12 protein-coding genes are annotated in these 17,327 nt (G+C 65.4%); 1 reads left to right on the forward strand and 11 read right to left on the reverse strand.

What is annotated here, in order from left to right; all coding sequences use genetic code 11:
- On the forward strand, positions 1–890 hold an 890-nt coding region (locus P4L93_07160), incomplete at its 5' end, for a mechanosensitive ion channel family protein (protein ID MDR3686715.1).
- An 18-nt stretch (positions 891–908) separates the two neighbouring features.
- Here P4L93_07160 and P4L93_07165 read toward each other — a convergent pair.
- From P4L93_07165 to purL, 11 genes are all read right to left on the reverse strand, one after another.
- On the reverse strand, positions 909–1,427 hold the full coding sequence (locus tag P4L93_07165) for a DUF5063 domain-containing protein (protein MDR3686716.1): 519 nt from the start codon (positions 1,425–1,427) through the stop codon (positions 909–911).
- Positions 1,428–1,436: 9 nt separating this feature from the next.
- A complete protein-coding gene (gene purH / locus P4L93_07170; protein MDR3686717.1) occupies positions 1,437–2,996 on the reverse strand; it encodes a bifunctional phosphoribosylaminoimidazolecarboxamide formyltransferase/IMP cyclohydrolase in 1,560 nt (519 codons plus the stop codon).
- Positions 2,997–3,115: 119 nt separating this feature from the next.
- Positions 3,116–4,264, reverse strand: coding sequence for a heavy metal-binding domain-containing protein (locus P4L93_07175; protein ID MDR3686718.1), 1,149 nt, complete (start codon positions 4,262–4,264; stop codon positions 3,116–3,118).
- Positions 4,265–4,340: 76 nt separating this feature from the next.
- Positions 4,341–5,042, reverse strand: a complete 702-nt coding sequence (locus P4L93_07180; GenBank protein MDR3686719.1) for an aminotransferase class IV — start codon at positions 5,040–5,042, stop codon at positions 4,341–4,343.
- The gene (gene purN, locus P4L93_07185; GenBank protein MDR3686720.1) at positions 5,039–5,662 is read right to left on the reverse strand and encodes a phosphoribosylglycinamide formyltransferase; all 624 of its coding nucleotides are present in this window, start codon (positions 5,660–5,662) and stop codon (positions 5,039–5,041) included. Before purN ends, P4L93_07180 begins: the two co-directional genes overlap by 4 nt.
- Positions 5,659–6,720, reverse strand: coding sequence for a phosphoribosylformylglycinamidine cyclo-ligase (purM, locus tag P4L93_07190; GenBank protein MDR3686721.1), 1,062 nt, complete (start codon positions 6,718–6,720; stop codon positions 5,659–5,661). Before purM ends, purN begins: the two co-directional genes overlap by 4 nt.
- A gap of 8 nt (positions 6,721–6,728) precedes the next feature.
- Positions 6,729–8,816 (reverse strand): LTA synthase family protein, encoded by a 2,088-nt coding sequence (locus P4L93_07195; protein MDR3686722.1) that lies wholly within the window; start codon positions 8,814–8,816, stop codon positions 6,729–6,731.
- 193 nt (positions 8,817–9,009) lie between these two features.
- Positions 9,010–11,088: an LTA synthase family protein gene (locus P4L93_07200; GenBank protein MDR3686723.1), complete on the reverse strand. Its 2,079-nt coding sequence runs from the start codon at positions 11,086–11,088 to the stop codon at positions 9,010–9,012.
- Between the two features lies 1 nt (position 11,089).
- On the reverse strand, positions 11,090–12,547 hold the full coding sequence (gene purF / locus P4L93_07205; protein ID MDR3686724.1) for an amidophosphoribosyltransferase: 1,458 nt from the start codon (positions 12,545–12,547) through the stop codon (positions 11,090–11,092).
- 65 nt (positions 12,548–12,612) lie between these two features.
- Complete coding sequence (locus P4L93_07210) at positions 12,613–15,105, reverse strand: EAL domain-containing protein (protein ID MDR3686725.1); 2,493 nt, start codon at positions 15,103–15,105, stop codon at positions 12,613–12,615.
- A 108-nt stretch (positions 15,106–15,213) separates the two neighbouring features.
- A partial coding sequence (gene purL / locus P4L93_07215) for a phosphoribosylformylglycinamidine synthase subunit PurL (GenBank protein ID MDR3686726.1) occupies positions 15,214–17,327 on the reverse strand: 2,114 nt, incomplete at its 5' end.

Genomic DNA, 17,327 nt, shown 5'->3' on the forward strand with positions numbered 1-17,327 from the left:
CCGTGCTGCTGGCCATCGCGGTCTTCCGGCCGTTCGACTTCATACACTCGGGGCCGCTGCTGTGGATCGACCGGCTGACAGTGGCGTTGGCGGTGCTCTCCGTGACGCTCTTCGTCGCGCGTTTCGTCGGCTGGATGATTCGCGCGTACCTGTCCAAGGACACGGTCGCGGCGCCAAACGGGTCGATCTTCGTCAATCTCGCCCGCATGCTGATCTGGGCTGTGGGCATCACGTTCATGCTCGGAGCCCTAGGTGTGCAAATCGGGCCGCTGGTGGCGTCGCTGGGTGTGGTCGGCCTGGCCGTATCGCTCGGCCTGCAGGACACGCTCGCGAACTTCTTCAGCGGCCTGCAGATCACAACATCGCGCCAGATTCAGCCCGGGCAGTACATCAAGCTCTCGACCGCCGAGGAGGGCACGGTGGTCGACGTGACGTGGCGCAACACCACGCTTCGGGCGCCGAGCAACGACCTCATCATCGTCCCCAACTCGGTCATCGCGCGCGCTCAGATCACCAACTTCACAGCCGACAGTGAGGAGCATGCGCTCACCGTCACCTTCAACGTGGCGTACGGAAGCGACTTGGAAGTGGTCAAGCGGATTGCCCTGGAGGTCGCCAACGAGGTCCTCGCCTCGTGCGCCGACGCGATCTCGGACGTCGAGCCCACGGTGCGCTTCCGCGGTTTTGGCGCCGATGGCGTCACCGTCGCGGTCACGCTGCGGGTCGTGCGCTATCAGGCGAGGGTGCCGATCGCAAGCGAGCTGGTGGAGCGACTCCACGAACGGCTGACTGCCGAGGGAGTCGCCTTCTCGGCCACCGAGACGCCAGCGCCCACTCCCCCGCCGCGCCCGCCTGCGCCGCCGGCTCCGCTGGGCATCAAGCTGCGCTAGCGTCGCACCTCGAGACGGCTAGCGGGCGCCCCAGAGCAACTCGTGCAGCGCCTGCATCGCGGCGACAGCGTTGCTGCCCCATTCGTCGAAGCCGAACGACCACTCCCAGGCGGCCTCGTCCATGCGGTTCTCGTCGAAGTACCTCGACCCCGCCGAGACCCCTGTGCAGGCGTCGTGCAGCCCCTGCGCGGCGGTGTCGGCCAAGTCAGCGAGCTCCTCGGTATCGATCTCGTCGTCGTCTTGCGCTGCCATGACCGAGGCTGCCAGGCGATGCGAGAGCGCCGAAATGGCCTGTTCGACCGCGCGTTCCTCGGCAAGTTCGCCTTCGAGGTCGACAGTGTCGTTCCAGAACTCATCGCCTCCCGCCGCGTCGTAGACATCGCCGGCGGAGGGCATCGTCACGCCCGCCGTGTACATGAACGTAAGCGCACGGCGCACGTCCTGTGCGTACTCGGCGTCTTCGCGCGTGCCGCCCACGAGTTCTTCGAGTCGCTTTGTCAGCGAGCGGAAGCCCGCCCAGTCGAAATCGGTTGCCATGGGGCGCTCCTAGTGACGGAAGTGGCGGTGGCCGGTGAAGACCATCGCCACGCCCAGCTCGTCGGCTTTCGCGATGCACTCTTCGTCGCGGATCGAGCCACCGGGCTGGATGAGCGCGGTCACGCCAGCCGCCGCGACGACTTCGAGGGTGTCGGGGAACGGCAAGAACGCGTCGCTGGCGGCCACCGCTCCGCGCGCCAACTCGCCGGCCTGCTCGACGGCGATAGCTGCCGAGTTCACGCGATTCATCTGCCCGGCGCCCACGCCCACGCTCACGAAGTCCTTCGCGAGCAAGATGGCGTTGCTCTTGACCGTCTTTGCGACCTTCCACGCGAAGAGCAGCTGCTCGAGCTCCTCGGGCGACGGCTGGCGCTTGGTTGGGACCGTGAACGTCGAAGGGTCTTCCTTGACGCTGTCGCTCTCTTGGATGAGCATGCCGCCCTCTACAGAGCGGCTATCGTAGTGGCCTCCCGTCGGGCGCGCGCCGCCTGTGCGCAGCACGCGCAGGTTGGGCTTGGCCGAGAGCAGCTCGAGGGCGGCCGGCTCGAAGTCGGGCGCGACGATGACCTCTACGAACTGCTTGTTCTCGCTGATGGCCTCGATCACCGAGGCCGGCACGATGCGGTTGAACGCCATCACGCCGCCGTAGGCGCTGACCGGGTCGGCGGCCTGCGCGCGGCGATATGCGGTGGTGATGTCGGCGTCGACGCACGTGCCGCACGGGTTGGTGTGCTTGACGATGACGCAGCACGGCTCGGCGAACTCGCGCGCGGCGGTCCAGCACGCGTCGGTGTCAAGGATGTTGTTGTAGCTGAGCTCCTTGCCCTGGAGCTGCTCGGCATTTGCCAGCGTGTGCTCCTTGGCGTCGGAGAAGCGGTAGAAAGCCGCGGCCTGCGCCGGATTCTCGCCGTAGCGCAGGTCTTGGGCTTTGAGCAGGCTGAAGCGGACCTCCTCGGGGAACTTCGTCGCCGAGTAGCCGCTCAGGTACTGCCAGATCTGGTTGTCGTAGTGGCTCGTGGTGTGGAAGACCTCGCTGGCCAAATCGCGGCGCATCTCCAGCGTGGTGCGGCCGCCAGCGTCGCGCATGACCGCGAGGACCGCATCGTAGTCGGCCGGACTCGTGACCACCGTGACGCTTGCGAAGTTCTTCGCGGCGCTGCGCAGCATACTTGGGCCGCCGATGTCGATGTTCTCGATAGCCTCGGCCTCAGTCACGCCGTCCTTGGCCACCGTGGCCTCGAACGCGTAGAGGTTGACGCACACCAGGTCGATCATGCCGATGCCGTGCTCCTCGGCGGCGGCCATGTGCGCCGGGACGTCTCGGCGAGCAAGAAGGCCGCCGTGTACGCGTGGGTGCAGCGTTTTGACGCGGCCGTCCATCATCTCTGGAAAGCCGGTCAGGTCGTCGATCGGCCGCACGGCGACACCGGCGTCGGCCAGCGCTTTGGCAGTCCCGCCGGTCGAGACGATCTCGACGCCGAACTCCTCGGAGAGTGCGCGGCAAAACTCGACCACGCCGGTCTTGTCGGTGACTGAAACGAGCGCGCGCTTGATGACGGGATCAGACATGCCGAGAACCTCCGGGATCGCAAAGGCGGGGACGCGGCTATTGTAGCGGAATCGACCCGCCGGTCAGCCGCGTCTCGCGCAACGGGCACGCAACAGCCGAGGCGGGCAGGCGGTTGCGGCTAGCTCCCCGCGTTGAGGTCGACTCCGAAGCTTTGCTCGGCGGTGTTGATGAAGGTGTCCTTGTCGCGAACGATCGCCTGAGGCGGGAGCTGCGGGCTGCGCGGCTTGGCGGCGTCGCCCACCAGCTTGACGGCGGTGCCGATCGCGAGAAACTCAATCAGGCCGCTGCCCAGCGAGTACACGTACGTCTTGATGCCCACGATGTCGTCGGCGTCCAACCCCTGCGCCTCGGCGGCCATGCGCGCCAGCGAGCGTTCGCGGGCCTCGTAGATGAGCGACGTGAGCTCGGGAATCTCGCCTTTCACGAAGTTCTTGGCCCATGCGGTGATGCCACCGGACAGGCCCAGCGAGTACACGCTCGTGCCAATGACGAGCTTCATCGGCACGTAGCCGGCCGCGGCCATGTTCCACATCTCCTCGCAGGTCATGTCGCTCGTGACCACCTCAGGGAGCGTAACCTGCCCGCTCGAATGGGCGTCTCGGCAGACCTCGGAGTGCGAGGCGGTGCCCAACATCAGCATCTCTTGGACGCTGGCGCTTCCGAACGGCAGGATTGTCGTCCGGATGCCCACGACGGCGTTGGCGCCAACGGTCTGCGCCTCGGCGATGATGCGCGACAGCGCGTGGTGCCGCGTCTGATAGAAGATGTCGGTGTACTCGGCGATCTCCCCACGCCCGAGCGTTTTCAGGCCACCCATGATCGCGTTGCCGACGCCGATCGAGTACGCCACATTGCCGAAGACGAACTGCAACGGCATGTAGCCGCAGTCCATCTGGCAGTAGAGCTCCTGGCCGTCGGAGGACGACGTGAAGCTCACACCCTCCTGCTCGACGTGCACCGTCGAGCCGATCGAGAGGAACTCGATGTTGCCGGGGTGAAAGACCAGCTCACTCGTGACGCCGGTCGCACCGTTGCCGCCATGTCCGGCGATCTCACCCTGCAGGCGCTTCAGCGACATCGCACGGCCCTCAGCGATCATCGACGTGAAGTCGGCGACCTCGCCGCCCACCATACCCGAGAACCCCGCCCGCAATCCGCCGAGCAGTCCCATCGAGAAGACGCTGTTGCCGATGACCAGGTTGCCGGGTTCCATGGCGAGCAGCTTGAGGCAGTAGATCTCGTTGCCGGAAAGGCCGGTGAGTCGCATGGCGAGGCTCCTTGCCGCTAGGCTGACTTGAGGTCAGGCTACCCGATGTAGCGGGGCGGCGAAACGCGGGGAAGCACTAGCCCGCCCACACGTCGCCGAAGAGTTGTGCGACGCTCGCGAACATCTCGCCGCCTCGTCCGCTCACCGGAGCGGCGCCACCGAAAGCGTTCGTGAGAAATGCCTCGTCGGCAGCCTCGAAGCGCTCCCAGGTCATTGGCTCGACGCGGACATCGAACTCGACCGCACGGGCATGCGCGCGCACGAACGCCACGGAAACGCTGGGGATTGCAGGCGGCGCGGGCGGTGTGTACGCGACGCCGTGCTCGACGATCCAGAGCGCGGAGGTCGAGCCGTCGATGACCCAGCCGTCGGGCGCGACAAGAATCGCCTGGTGTGCTCCGAGCGACCTGGCTCGGCGGTGGGCTTCGTCCCACCAGGAGCGGTCGGCGGGCTTGGCGGCCAGCGCTGGTATCGGCGGCCAGCCGGCCGCGTCGACGCGCGCGACTAGCAAACCGTTGGGGACGTCGAGCGAGCTAAGCCGCTGCGCCGTGTGGACGGTCACGGCGCCATCTGGCGCGACCGTGAGCGTGAGGCGCGCGCGCCGTGTGGGCGCATCGGCCCAGCGTGCCGCCGCTTCTGCGATGCGCTCATCGGCGAGCGCGAGCGCAGCCGGAGCCACGCCACCGCCAGCAAGCCGCGCGCGATGCCACGGCCAAAGCGGTACTCGGCCGCCTACGGCCCGGCAGGTCTCCTTCAGTGCGACTTCGGGAGCGCTCACGCCTGTGGCGAGATCTTCACCTTGCGGCCAACGATTTCGAGCCGGCCGTCGGCGATCAGCCCGAGTGCTTGCGGTAGGACTCGATGCTCGACTTCGTGAATCTTGGCTTCGAGCGTGACCACGGTGTCTTCCTCGGCGATGGCGATGGGCTCCTGCATGATGATGGGGCCCTCGTCGAAGTTTTCGTTGGCGAAGTGGACGGTCACGCCGGTCACCTTCACGCCGTAGTTGAATGCGTCCTTGATTCCGTTGGCACCGGGGAAGCTCGGCAGAAGCGCGGGATGCAGGTTGACGACGCGGTTGGGAAAGAAGTCGAGCACTTCCTTGCCCAGCAGGCGCATGTACCCAGCCATCACGACGTAGTCGCACAGGTGGTCGCGCAGGATGTTGCGCAGCGCGATGTTGTACTCGCGGGTCGACTGGTAGGCGCCGCGGTCGACCCACATGCCGTCGATGCCGTGCTCCTTGGCGCGGACAAGGCCGCGCGCGCCGTCGTGGTCGCTGATGACCACGGCGACCTCGGCGTTGAGGCTCTGGTCGTTGCACGCGTCGATGATCGCCTGCAGGTTGGTCCCAGAGCCAGAGATGAGTACGCCGAGCAGAATCCTGTTGCGGATCATCGGTAGACCACCCTCCCCTCACCGGCCACAATCTCGCCGATCTCGTAGACTGTCTCCCCCGCCTCGCGCAGCAGCGCTGCCGCCTTGGGCGCCTCGGCGGCGTCCAAGATCAGCGCGAAGCCGATTCCCATGTTGAAGGTCTTGAGTGCCTCATCTGCCGGCAGCCCCGCGGCCTCGACCGCGAGCTCGACGGTGCGCGGCACTCGCCATGATGCCGGAACCAATGCCGCATCGACGCTGGACGGCAGCGCGCGATCGAGGTTCTCGGTGATGCCGCCTCCAGTGATGTGCGACATCGCCTTGACGTGCACCCCCGCGCGCAGAACGCGCAGGATCGAGCTGACGTAGATGCGCGTTGGAGTGAGCAGCGTCTCGCCAAGTGACTTGCCACCCAAGTCGACACGCGGCAAGGTCAGCGAGTCTTCGTGGCCGTCGACGAGGACGCGGCGTACGAGTGAGAAGCCGTTGGAGTGCAGTCCGCTCGATGCGATGCCCAGAATGACGTCACCGGGCACCACTGAGCTGCTGTCGGGCATCTCGGCGCGGTCAACAATACCGACGCAGAAGCCGGACAGGTCGTAGTCGTCGTCGGAAATGACGCCGCGGTGCTCGGCCATCTCGCCGCCCACCAGCGAGCAGCCTGCCTGGCGGCATCCCTCGGCGATGCCGGCGACAATGGAGGCCATGCGTGCCGACTCCAGCTTGCCCACGGCGACGTAGTCGAGGAAGAAGAGCGGCTCGGCGCCTGAGACCAGGATGTCGTTGACGCACATCGCCACCAGATCGATGCCGATCGTGCTGTGGTCGTCGAGCAACTGCGCGAGAAGCAGCTTAGTGCCTACCCCGTCCGTGCCGCTCACGAGCACCGGGTTGGCCATGTCCTTAGCGGCCGCGATAGAGAACAGTCCGCCGAACCCGCCGATGTCGCCGATCACCTCGCGTCGGTACGTCGAGCGAACGGAGTCGCGGATCGCATCGATGGCGCGAGCGCCCTCAGCGGTATCCACGCCCGCGTCGCGGTAGGTGATGGGCTGGCGAGTCGTGTCGTCGTCCGTCACAGGTCCCCCTAGTTCGATTGCAGCGCGCCGAGCGAAGCCCCCGCTTTTCGAGCATCCTCGTTCGGAATCCACGCATCGCCCAACTTGCCGGCATTCTTCCTGATCGGCAGGCTCCGGACCCACTTGTCCGACAGCCTGGTCAACTCAAGCATACGCTCGTAGTCCGTCTCCTCGACCTTGGACTTCTTGGCCTTGGAGCTATCGGTCATGTTGACCGCCGTACCATCGTCAAAGCCGATTCCCGGCATGAACAATACCCTGTCGTTGACGAACGAGCCGCCCGGCAGATAGGCATTGAGCGGATAGAGCCCGTTTGACTGCACGAAGACGCTGCGCCCCATGTGCGGCACTTGCGTCAGGTCGATACCCAGTAGGTCCGCGACCGTGGGCATGATGTCGACCTGTCCCGTTGTCGTCTGTACCAGCTGGGGCGTTGTCTGCCCCGGCAGATGGATGATGAGCGGAATGCGCTGGCGGTCCGCCGGACCGTAGGCCCTGCCGAGCAGCGCCTGTGCAGCATCGGCATCGGTGCCGCTGAGCGTGTTGTCCAGCATCGATGTGTGGTCGCCGTAGAAGATGACGATCGACTTGTCCCAGATCTTGGCCTTCTTCAGCGACTTGATGAACTTCCCGATCGCGTAGTCGCTGTAGCTCTCGGCCGAGATGTAGTCGCCGAGCAGCGACCCCTTGTACTCGGACGGCGTCCTGACCGGCCTGCGCGACTGCGGGACGAAGTCGAACGGGGTGTGCGCGGAGAGCGTGATGAACTGCGAGTAGAAGGGCGTCCCGCTGGCATCATCTGCCTTGAGCACGTCAATGCCCTTGCGGAACAGCACCTCGTCGGAGGGGCCCATGCCCATGATGTCGGTGTAGTGGAAGAAGGCGGCATCGTAGTAGTGACTGAAACCGAGCGAGGCGTAGAGCTCCTTGCGGTTCCAATAGCCCACCTTGTTGGGGTGCAACGTGAACGTGTCGTACCCCAAAGCGCCGATCAGACGCGGAAGCGCTGGCACCTTGTACTGCGGGTAGGCGACCGCCGCAGCCTGACTGCGCGGCGCGTAGAGCGAGCTGTTCACGATGAACTCGGCGTCGGCCGTGTTGCCCAGGCCCGTCTCGGAGTAGGTGTTGGGGAAGTACCAGCTCTGCCCGATCAGCTTGTCGAGGTTCGGCGTGATCTCCTGGCCGTCGATCTTGTTCTGCATCACCATCGTGTTCAGCGCTTCGACCTGCACGATGATCACGTTCTTGCCCTTGTACGCGCCAGGTGAGAACGTCGCAATGCGCGAGCCCTCCAGCGAACCGCGAATGCGCTCGATGCGCGCCTCGGCCTTTCCGCCCGGAGTCAACGTTACCGTGGCGACCGTGGAGGTCGCGCTCGTCGTGGCCGCAGCGGATGCGCGCTCGCCAGGTGCCACGACATCGTTTGACTCGCTGTCGTCGGCGGTGTCCGCGGCGCGCGGGATGAAGACGACAGCCTGCGCCACGCTCAGACCTCGAGCCTTGGCGATTGCGACACCGTCTACGTAGCTCGGGACGGCCAGCGCCGAGCCCAGCTGACCGGCCAGCACGACGGTCGCGACGGCGGTCACGATGATCGTGGCCAGGCTGCGACGCGTGGGCTGCGCGACGGTGCGGCGACGGCTGCGGTACTGCGGCGTGTCGGCGAGCTCGGCGAGGAGTTGGCGCTGGCGCTTGGCTCGGCGTTGGAGGAAGAAGACCCAGACGGCGAGAATCGGGATGTCGACAAAGAACAGCGCGTAGACGGGTTTGATCAGCTGGCCGATCGCATCGCTGACCGAACCGAGCTGACCAGCCATGGCCATCATGTGCGGGTCGAAGAGCGTCGCATAGAAGTGCACGTACACCGTCATCGCAAAGAGCAGAACGCTGAGTAACGAGTAGACAACCAAATCGAGCCAGTACCAGCGCCGAGGCGGAATCACGTCGACTAGCCCCATCACGAGGATGACGAACGCGACCTCGAACACGACGCCGATCGGGTTCCAAGCATCGAGAGCAAAACCGCGCATCAGCCACGTCTTGACGACCATCAGGACGACGAGCACCACAAAGAAGACCGGCGGCTTACCGGCCACCGGCCGCGAACTCGTCTGTCCCCCTGGCGATCTCTCAGCACGCGCTCTAACGCGCGTCACAGTGGAGTCCTCGGGAGGTGGAGTGAGGGACGCCGGCTCGTGGCTTCCCATGTCGTCCGTCATCTAGGCCCGGGTTCCTTGCTCTCGAAGTAACAAGCGGCAACAAGTATAGCCGCCTCGCAACACCGCTGCGCTACGGCAGCACAGCGTTAGCCGTGCCATGTGCGTCGGGGCGGATCGGAAGGCTCTTGACCCACGCATCGGAAAGCAACGAGAGGCGCTGGGCAAGCTCAAGGCCCCGCTGCTCGGTCTCGGTAGGCGCAACCTTCTGCGCGGTGGCGACGCTGACTGCTGAGCCGTCTTCGAAGGACAGGCCCGGCATGAAGAGCACGCTGTCGTTGATGAACGATCCCGCAGGCAGGTAGGCGCGCGTCGGGATGAACGAGGGCGCGTCGACAAACACGCTTCGACCAACGTGCGGCGTGTCGGAGGTGTCCATGCCCACCAGGTCAGCGATCGTAGGCATGATGTCGACCTGCCCGTCGGGCTTGGTCGACGTGTGGCCCTCGGTCTGACCCGGCAGATGGATGATGAGCGGGATGCGCTGGTGGTCGATGGCGGAGTACGGACGACCCAGAATCTGATCGGCGATCGCCGAGTCCCCCTTGTTCACGCCGCCGTCCAGGATCGCCGAGTGATCGCCGTAGATGACCACGATCGAGTCGTCCCACATTCCGCTCTTCTTCAGCGCTGCGAAGAACTCACCCATCGCCATGTCGGTGTAGCTGATCGAGCCGATGTACTTGCCGGAGAGTGTCTTCTCGTCACTTGCCGAGAGCCGCAGAGGGCGACGATCCATGGGGATGGCAATGAACGGCGTGTGCGAGGACTCGGTGACGATGTGCGCGTAGAACGGTACAGAGCTGGCCTCCTCGGACTTGAGGATGTTCATGCCCATGCTGAAGAGGATCTGGTCCGAGGCATGCCACATCTTGTCGCGGTTCATGAAGTAGCTGCGGTCCCAGTAGCGCCGAAAGCCCAGCGCCGGGTACAGCTCGATGCGGTTCCAGAACCGGACGTCGTTCTGATGGAAGGTGATGGCGTCGTAGCCGTACGCGCGTAGCAGCCTCGGCAGACCGGGCAGCACCCGGTTCGAGTACTCGACGGACGCCGCGCCGTTGACCGGCGCCAAGAGCCCTGTATCGGCAGTGAACTCAGCATCGACGGTGTTACCCGCCGACGTCTCGGAGAACGTGTTGGGGAAGTACCAGCTCTGCGTGACCAGCTTGTTGAGGTTGGGCGAGATCATCTTGCCGTGGTAGCTGCTGTTGATCACGAGGTCTTGAAGCGCCTCGACCTGAATCACGATGACGTTCTTGCCCTTGTACTGCCCCGTCTTGATGTCCCCGATCCGCGCACCGATGTCGCCGTGGCGTATCGCATCGATCTGCTCTTGTAGCGCGCGGCCGGGCGAAACGTTCTTCGGATGCTCGATGGCTGTGACGGTCGCTGCTGCGGGGTCTGGCATTGCGAGCCGCACGAGACTGCCGATCTGGTAGACGCCGAACCCGCGCGCCCTGGCGACGGCGGCGCTGTCGACATCTGCCGAGAGCCCCAAGACGAAGCCGATCTGGACGCTTACCACGATCACTGCCAGAACCGTCGTGGCGAGCACCAGCCAACTACGCTTGCGCGGCGGCGTCTGGTTGCTGACTCGCACCGTGAGCGCCCAGCCAACGAGAACCGGGATGTCGAGGAGATAAAGCAGGTAGATGGGCTTGAGCAGCGACTCGATGCTTGCGCTCACGTCGGTGGCTTGGCCCACGACACTGAGCAGCGCAGGGCTGAAGATCTGTCCCATGTAGGACGCGTAGATCACGTTGGCGAGCATCACGACGGACAGCACCGAGTAGGCGATCAGGTCGAGCGTGTAGCTGCGACGATGCCAGATCACGTCGACCACTCCCAAGACCGCGAGCACTGCCGCGCTCTCGAGCACGACCGCCATAGGGAGGCTAGCCGCGCCGAGACCCAGCGCACGGCTCATCGCGGCCTTGAGAATCGCCAGCACAACGAGCACGACGAAGAACCAGTCGCGCGAGGGCTTGGCGGGCTCGGCATCGGCTGGGTTGGCGGCATCGGCTGGGTCGCCCGAACGGCTGACGTCCTCGGCGGCACAGAGGTCCGCCGGGCTAGCGGGCGTGGCGTCTGGCGCAGAAACGTCGCTGGGCGCGTCCGCTTGCAGCGGCCGCGCTGAGTCTTCGTCCGACATGTTAGCCGCAGCTCTCTAGCGCGAGCTTGCCAGCCTTGACAGCCTCGGGGATCTCGATGGGGTACTCGCCGTCAAAGCACGCAAGGCAGAAGCTCTCGGCTGGCGCCCCCGTCGCGGCAACCATCGCGGGCAGCGAAAGGTAGGCAAGCGAGTCGGCGCCGATATGCTCGCGAATCTCCTCGATCGACTTGGTTGCGCCGATGAGCTGCTCTTGGGTGTCAGTGTCGATGCCGTAGAAGCACGGCCATTGGACCGGCGGCGAGGTGATACGCATGTGGACCTCAGCGGCGCCGGTCTCGCGCAGGAGCGCCACGAGCTTCTTGGTGGTGTTGCCGCGCACAATCGAGTCGTCGACCACGATCAGCCGCTTGCCCTTGATCGCGTGCTTGAGCGGGTTGAGCTTGAGCTTGATTCCCTGCTGGCGAATCGTCTGGCTCGGCGAGATGAAGGTGCGGCCCACATAGCGGTTCTTGGCCAGGCCTTCGCCGTACGGCACGCCGCTGGCCTGCGCGAAGCCGACGGCGGCCGGGATGCCCGAGTCCGGCACGCCCATGACCATGTCGGCCTCGACCGGCGCTTCAAGCGCGAGCGCGGCACCCATGTTGCGGCGCGCTTCGTAGAGGCTACAGTCGGCCATCTCGGAGTCGGGGCGGGCGAAGTAGACGAACTCGAACATGCACAGCGATGGCTTCTCGGCGGGCACGGCCTGCTCGGCTTCGACACCGGCATCGCTGATCTTGAGCATCTCGCCGGGCGCGACGTCGCGCACGAACTCGGCGCCAACGATGTCCAGGGCGCATGTCTCGGAGGCGACGACCCATCCGCGATCGTCGAGCTTGCCGAGGACCAGCGGGCGCACTCCATGAGGGTCGCGGAAGGCGTAGACGGCATTTTCGGTGGTGAGAACTACCGCGTAGGCGCCCTTGATGAGCTTCATCGTCTCGCGAATACCCTCGCGGATGTGGCTGGTCTTCTGCGTGAAGTAGCCCACCAGCGTGGTCATGACCTCGGAGTCCGTGGTCGAGCGGAAGCGGATGCCCTGCACTTTGAGTGCGTCGCGCAGCACCGTCGTGTTGACGAGGTTGCCGTTGTGGGCAAGCGCGATGACCTGATGTCCGATCGCCGAGAGATGCGGCTGTGCGTTCTCCCAGCTCGTGGACGATCCGGTGGTGGAGTAGCGAGTATGGCCGATGGCGACATCGCCTGTCAGCGAGTCAAGGTCGCTCTCCTTAAAGACGCGCGACACCAGACCGAGGTTCTTGGTAACGGTGACCGTGTCGCCGTCGCCTACTGCGATGCCCGCCGACTCCTGGCCGCGGTGCTGGAGCGCGTGCAGACCAAAGTAGGTCAGTCGCGCAACGTCCTCTCCCGGAGCGTAAACGGCAAAGACGCCGCAAGCTTCTTCGGGGTGGTCGGGACGGTCGTCGAAGAGTGCAGCGTCGGAGAGATCGGGAATCATGCGGCGGGCGCCTCACAAGCAATCCGAGGGTCGCGAACGCGGGTAGTCTAGCACGATTCGCGCCGTTACGAGCTGGCCCCTCGGTTACTCGACGCCCCGGACTGACGCGGCAGCGCTGCGGCGCCCCACTGAGCGTCGGCGCCGTTGCGCAGGATGTCGCCCAGCTCGCCCGAGGAGACCGGCCGACTGAAAAGGTAGCCCTGAATGACGTAGCAGTTACGCGCGCGCAGGAAGTCGAGCTGGCTTTGCGTCTCCACGCCCTCGGCAACGATGTCGAGATCCAGCTCGTGGCACAGTTCGATAAGCATCGTGGCGATCGCGGCGCTCTGAGCATCGACGTCGACGTCGCGCATGAAGTCCTGCGCGATCTTGAGCGTCTGCACGGGGAACCGCTGCAGGTAGCTCATCGACGAGTAACCCGTACCGAAGTCGTCGATGGCCACGCGAACGCCCATGTTGCGCAGCAGATTCAGGATGGCAAGTATCTGCTCGACGTTGTACATCGCGACGGTCTCGGTGATCTCCAGCTCGAGCATACGGGCATCCAGACCCGTGCTCTCAAGTGCCCGCGCGACGTTCTCGACGATGTTGCGCTGCACAAACTCGCGCGCTGAGAGGTTGACTGCGACCCGGCCGAAGTCGAGACCCTCTGCCTGCCAGATTTGGGCCTGCTCGCACGCGCACTTCAACACCCAGTGCCCGATCTCGCCCATGAAACCGGCCTGCTCAGCGAGCTCGATGAAATCGCTGGGGGTTAGCAACCCGCGAGTCGGGTGATTCCAGCGAAGGAGCGCCTCGACACCGACGAAGCTACCATCGCGCACATCGACCTGCGGCTGGTAGTAAAGCTCGAACTCGTCGCGCTCGAGCGCTTGGCGCATGGCGGCCTCGAGCTCGAGGCGGCCGGCCGCAGACTCGCTCATCTCCGGCTCGTATAGGCGATAGACGTTGTGACCCCACTCCTTGGCCCGATACATTGCGGCGTCGGCGTTGCGGATCAGGTCGACGTCGCGCTCGCCGTCGTGCGGGAACGTCGAGATGCCTATGCTCGCGCTGACCCTGAGCTGGTGACCTTCAACCTCGATCGAATCGCTGATGGACTCCAAGATGCGGTCGGCGAGCGTGGCGGCGTCTTCTCGGGAGGCGACTCGAGCAATGATCGTGAACTCATCGCCGCCTTGGCGCGCAACGGTGTCCTCTTCGCGCATCACGCCTCGTATCTGGTGGCTGACCGCCTTGAGCACGCCGTCGCCTACACCGTGTCCCAGCGTGTCGTTGATCGCCTTGAAGTCATCCAAGTCGACGAATACCACGGCCACGATCTCGTTGCGGCGACGGGCCTGCGCAAGCGCGGTTGCGAGGCGATCGCGCAGGAGGGCGCGGTTGGGCAGGTCGGTGAGCGGATCGTAGTACGCCATGCGCTGAATCGTCTCCTGCGCGCGAACGCGATCGGAGATGTCGCGCACGATGCACTGCACGGCATGCTCCCCCTCGAACGTCATCGGGCTGACCGACAGCTCGACGTCGATCAACTCCCCGTTCGCACGACGCAACTTGACGTGAATCGGCTTGCCGAGCACACCGGATTCCACCGCGCCGAGCAGCTCCTCGGGCGTGTAGCCCGAGCTGTTCGGCTCGATGAGGATGGCAACGGGTAGACCGAGCGCCTCGGCCGGCTTCGCGAAACCCATGAGCTTGGCGCCGGGAGTGTTCAGGAAGGCGATGCGACCTCCACGATGCACGAGCACCATGTCCGGCGAAGACTCGACGAGTTCGCGATAGCGGTTCTCGGACTCGGAGAGAGCGTCGGCGGTGCGCTGGCGCTCGATGATCTCTGCCTCAAGAGCGTCGTTGGTCTGCGTGAGGTCGGCGGTGCGCACTTCGACGAGCTCCTCGAGCTCCTCATGGCTTCGCCGCAGCGCCTCTTGCGCCATCCGAACCGTGGTGACGTCTCGGGTCGACTCGACGACCGAATCGACCTTGTCGTCGCAGTCCAGCACGGGGTAGAAGACTTGCTCGAGGAAGCGGCGCTGACCGTCGACGGTGTCGACAACTGTGCGCTCGGCGACTTCGCCGGTCTGAAAGACCTGCTCGGCGGGACAGCCGTCGCACGGCACTGGGCAGTTGAACAGGCTCTCATGGCACACGGTTCCGACCATGTCAGTGGTGGAGCCGGTGAACGTCTCGATGACCTGCGGGTTGGAGTAGGTCACTCGGAAGCTCGGATCGACGCTGACGATCGCTTCCGGGCTGCGCTCGTACATCTGCACGACACGCGCCTGCTCGTGCGCGAGGCGCTGCTCGGTGCGAAGGCCGCGAGTGAATCCCATCTGGATGATCAACGTTGCGATGAGCACAACGACGATGGCGGTCAAACGCACGACTAGGTGCGCCTCGTCGGGTGCAAACAGGTTCACGAAGTACGGCGTGCCGGCGATGACGCTGTCGCTGTAGGCCAGAAGGAGCCAGACGCCTATCGACGTGACGATGCCGCCGAGCGCTAGCAGTGCTACCTGATCCGAGACCGAGATTCCGAGCCTGCGCCGTATCGACGACATGAAACCCCCCTGAGTTCGTGCCACAGGGGTTGTATCGGCCTGCCAAAGGTCTGCCTTGACTCCAAAAGTCAGCTTAGAGCTACCGGAATGAGTTCGCGCGGCTGGCTGCTAGCCCTCGTGCAGCTCGTCACTCGACACCGCGCCCGCGACGAGTGCCGCCAGCGCCGGCTCGAAGGCGTCGCGCAGCTCGTCGACGGAAAGGTCGAGCTTGCTCTCGATCGTGAGTCGATCCCCACCCACCGTGCCCAGTACCGAGTACGGGACGCCGTGGTCGAGCAGCGAGTCGAGGAGCTCCTCGGCGTTGTCCTCGACCACCGTGATCACGATGCGGCTCTGCGTCTCGCCGAACAGCGATGCCGCCGGCTGCAGGTCGTCTTCGAGGTGGACGTCGGCGCCGATGCCGCCGGCCATGCAGCTCTCGGCAAGCGTGACCGCGATGCCGCCCTCCGAGCAGTCGTGCGCGCTCTTCACGAGGTCGGCACGGATGGCGTCGCGCCCGGCTGCCTGCACGGCGCGCTCGAGCTCGACATCGAGCCCAGGCGGGCGGCCGGACACCAGACCGTGCTCGACCTTCAGGTACTCGCTGCCCCCGAGCTCGGCGAGCGACTCGCCAACGAGCACGATCACGTCGCCCTCGTCGACGAAGGCGGCCTTTGCGTGCTTGTTGATGTCGTCGAGGAGGCCGACGAGGCCAACCGTGGGCGTCGGGTAGATGGGCGAGCCGAAGCTCTCGTTGTAGAAGCTCACGTTGCCGCTGATGACCGGCACGCCGAAGAACTTGCAGGCGTCGGACAGGCCGCGAATGGCCTCGTAGAAGGTCCAGAACACCTCGGGCTTCTCGGGGCTGCCGAAGTTCAGACAGTCGGTGATCGCCGCCGGATCGCCGCCGGAGGCGCTGACGTTGCGAGCGGCCTCGGCAAACGCGATCTGCGCGCCGACGTACGGGTCGAGGTAGCAGTAGCGGCCGTTGCAGTCGCTGCTCATCGCGATACCGCGACCGGCATCTCCGATGCGCAGTACCGCTGCATCGCTGCCCGGTAGCACCACGGTGTTGAGGATGACCTGATGGTCGTACTGCTCCCAGATCCAGCGGCGCGAGCAGATGTTGGGGCTCGCGAGCAGGCCGAGCAGTACCTCGCCCAGCTGCGTCGGGTCGCTCGGCAGGTCCAGCGTCATCGGGTCGAAGGCCTGAACCTCGTCCAGGTAGGCCGGGCGGGTCATGGCGGGGTCGTAGATAGGCGCCTCGTTGGCGAGCGTGGCGGCTGGCATGTCGGCGACGATGCTCTCCCCATCGCGGACTATGAAGCGGCCCGTATCGGTGACGGCGCCAATGACCGTCGAGCGCAGCCCCCACTTGGTGCAGATCGCCTGAGCGGCGTCGAGCTTCTCGGGCTCGACCACGCCGACCATGCGCTCTTGGGACTCGCTCACCATGAACTCGAACGGCAGCATGGCCTCTTCGCGCGCCGGAATCCTCTGGACGTCGACGTCCACGCCCATGCCGGCGCGGTCGGCCATCTCGGAGATGCAGCTCGTCAGTCCCGCAGCTCCGCAATCGCCGAGGCCCACCAGCAGCTTCTCGTCGAGCAGCTCGAGGCACGCCTCGATCAGCAGCTTCTCCTCGAACGGGTCGCCCACCTGCACGGCCGGGCGCTTGTCCTCGGCGCGCTCGTCGAACTCTTGGCTCGCGAGCACGCTTGCACCGCCGATGCCGTCTCGGCCGGTGGTCGAGCCGATGAGCAGCACCACGTTGCCCGGGCCGCTCGCTGTGGCGCGCGTGAGGTTTTCCTCGCGCATGAGGCCGAGTGAGAACGCGTTGATGAGGCAGTTGCCCTCGTAGGCTTCGTCGAAGTAGACCTCGCCGCCGACGGTCGGGACGCCAAGGCAGTTGCCGTACCCGCCGATACCCGCCACCGAGCCCTCGAACAGGTAGCGCTGGCGCGGCTTGTCGAGCGTGCCGAAGCGCAGGGAGTTCAACGAGGCGATGGGGCGAGCGCCCATCGTGAAGATGTCGCGGATGATGCCGCCCACACCGGTCGCCGCGCCTTGGTACGGCTCGATGGCGCTGGGGTGGTTGTGCGACTCCATCTTGAAGGCGACGGCCCAGCCATCGCCCACGCTGATGACGCCAGCGTTTTCGCCCGGGCCCTGCAGCACATGCGGTCCGTCGTTGGGAAACATGCGTAGCGCCTTGCGCGAGTGCTTATAGCTGCAGTGCTCGC

This window comes from Coriobacteriia bacterium (assembly GCA_031292615.1).
Classification (GTDB): Bacteria; Actinomycetota; Coriobacteriia; order Anaerosomatales; family JAAXUF01; genus JARLGT01.

What these genes read in the sequence shown, in the direction of transcription:
- purH (MDR3686717.1), bottom strand. Translation starts at nt 2,996, where the DNA reads ATGTCTGATCCCGTCATCAAGCGCGCGCTCGTTTCAGTCACCGACAAG.
- purN (MDR3686720.1), bottom strand. Translation starts at nt 5,662, where the DNA reads ATGATCCGCAACAGGATTCTGCTCGGCGTACTCATCTCTGGCTCTGGG.
- P4L93_07200 (MDR3686723.1), bottom strand. Translation starts at nt 11,088, where the DNA reads ATGTCGGACGAAGACTCAGCGCGGCCGCTGCAAGCGGACGCGCCCAGC.
- purF (MDR3686724.1), bottom strand. Translation starts at nt 12,547, where the DNA reads ATGATTCCCGATCTCTCCGACGCTGCACTCTTCGACGACCGTCCCGAC.
- P4L93_07165 (MDR3686716.1), bottom strand. Translation starts at nt 1,427, where the DNA reads ATGGCAACCGATTTCGACTGGGCGGGCTTCCGCTCGCTGACAAAGCGA.
- P4L93_07175 (MDR3686718.1), bottom strand. Translation starts at nt 4,264, where the DNA reads ATGCGACTCACCGGCCTTTCCGGCAACGAGATCTACTGCCTCAAGCTG.
- P4L93_07210 (MDR3686725.1), bottom strand. Translation starts at nt 15,105, where the DNA reads ATGTCGTCGATACGGCGCAGGCTCGGAATCTCGGTCTCGGATCAGGTA.